This is a genomic window from Streptomyces sp. NPDC086519 (assembly GCF_040686075.1).
Lineage (GTDB): Bacteria > Actinomycetota > Actinomycetes > Streptomycetales > Streptomycetaceae > Streptomyces > Streptomyces shenzhenensis.
Genome location: NZ_JBFBJL010000164.1, coordinates 1 through 1,760, shown reverse-complemented (window position 1 = coordinate 1,760; position 1,760 = coordinate 1). Strand labels below are relative to the sequence as shown.

Annotated in this window: 1 protein-coding gene; it reads right to left on the bottom strand. The window is 69.8% G+C overall.

Annotated features, from left to right (window positions below; translation table 11 throughout):
• Positions 1-49: 49 nt before the first annotated feature.
• Positions 50-1,270, bottom strand: a complete 1,221-nt coding sequence (locus AB0P24_RS47825; protein ID WP_365805772.1) for an IS110 family transposase — start codon at positions 1,268-1,270, stop codon at positions 50-52.
• Positions 1,271-1,760: the final 490 nt, after the last annotated feature.

The following is a 1,760-nucleotide window of genomic DNA, read 5'->3' as shown; positions in this document are numbered from 1 at the left end:
CGGCCGGGCTGGAGCGGGGCGGAGACAGACATCCGATGCGGTTGATCAGTCAAGCGGTGTTGGGGAAGGCGGTCTTCTCGTCGTAGGGGATGCGGTGGGTGAGGCAGTGGTGCAGGCAGCCCAGTAGGCGGTTGAAGAGGTTGCGTTGGGCTGCGACGTGGCGGTCTTCGGCTGCGCGGCGGCGGTCGTAGTGGGCTCGTGCTCCGGGGGATGCGGTGAGGGCGGCGAAGGCCCATATGTAGCCTGCGGAGGCGAGGCGCTGGTTCTTGATGTGTCTGGCCAGGACGGTGGTCTTGCGTCCGGAGGATCGGGTGATGGGGGCGGATCCGGCGTAGGCCTTCAGGGCGCGTGGGCTGGTGAAGCGGGTGTGGTCGTCGCCGAGTTCGGCCAGGACGCGGGCTCCGGTGAGGGCGCCAAGGCCGGGGAAGCTGGTGATGATTTCGGCGTCCTGGTGGGTGGCGAAGGCGGCGGTGGTGGCTGCTTCCAGGTCGTCGGCGCTGGCGCAGGCCGCGTCGAACTGCCGTAGCAGAGCGAGGGACTTGGTGCCCATGGCCTGTTCGACTACGGGTGGCTGCTGCATCTGTGGTTCGCAGAGCAGGGCGTGAAGGCGTTCGACCTCGCTGGTGATCTCGCGTTGGCGTCCGGCCTTCTTGAGTATCGCGCGCAGTTGGGCGCGGGTGAGCTTGGCGGCCTGGGTGGGTGTGGGGGCCGCGGCGAGCAGAGCACGGGTGACGGGTGAGGCGAGGCCTTCGCGGAAGTGGCGGAAGACGGTGAGGAAGCCGGGGAAGTACTCGCGCAGGTGGGAGCGCAGTCGGTTGCCGGTCTGGACGCGGTCCCAGACGGCGTCCTGTTGGGCTCGGGCCAGGACGGTGATGGCCTGCGCGAGGTGGCTGTCCGCGGGGAGGGGCCGGTGTTCGGCCGGGTCGGTGCGCAGGATGTTGGCCAGGACCTTGGCGTCGAGGTGGTCGGACTTCTTGCGGCTCAGTGCGTAGCGGTCGCGGTAGCGGGCGGCGGTGAGCGGGTTGATCACATAGATCGGCCTGCCGGTGGCGCGTAAGCAGGCGACCAGGAGTCCGTGAGAGGTCTCGATGGCGACCGGGATCGGGTTCTCTGGGGTGTCGCCGTGGTGGGCCAGCAGCTGCAGGAGCTGGCTGAGGCCGGCGGAGGTGTTGTCGATGCGGAGCTTGTCCAGGAGGGTGCCGGCCTGGTCGACCAGTGCGATGTCGTGGTGGTCGGTGGCCCAGTCGATGCCGCAGAACACGCTGGTCATGGTGGTGTCCTTGGGTGGGTGCCGGTGGTGGAGTGGTCGCCGTGCGGGGTTGCGCGTCTCCCTAATGGCAGGGCTCATGGGCCCGTCATCCGATTGGCCGTTCGCAATCCCAGCGGCCGTCGGGGGCCTCGGTCAGCTGCAGAACTGGGGCGTTCGCCGAGCGGTGAGAGGTGTTCCCTGGCGGCGGCTTGGACCACGAGAGGCAACGATGCCGCTGATCGGGTGCGAGCGGGGGTGGCGGGCCCGGTCCGCGCGGGACGAAGGCATGAGCGCGGGCCGGGCCCGCCACCCCCGCGATGCTGCACTGGGCGAGTAGGCATGTGGGGCCGACTCTGTCTTGAGAGGTCAGGCCTCAGGAGCGACCACGGATCACCACATGCTGACCCGCCCAGGACGCTCGGCCATGAGAACCGCCCAGCGTCTTACCGCGCCATTAGGAGCGCAGGCCCGGCCGGGGGCCGGGCCGCGCGCGGGGAGCGGAGCGAGCCGC

Excerpts from the sequence above, each read along its gene's own strand:
- AB0P24_RS47825 (WP_365805772.1), bottom strand. The coding sequence starts at position 1,270 with ATGACCAGCGTGTTCTGCGGCATCGACTGGGCCACCGACCACCACGAC.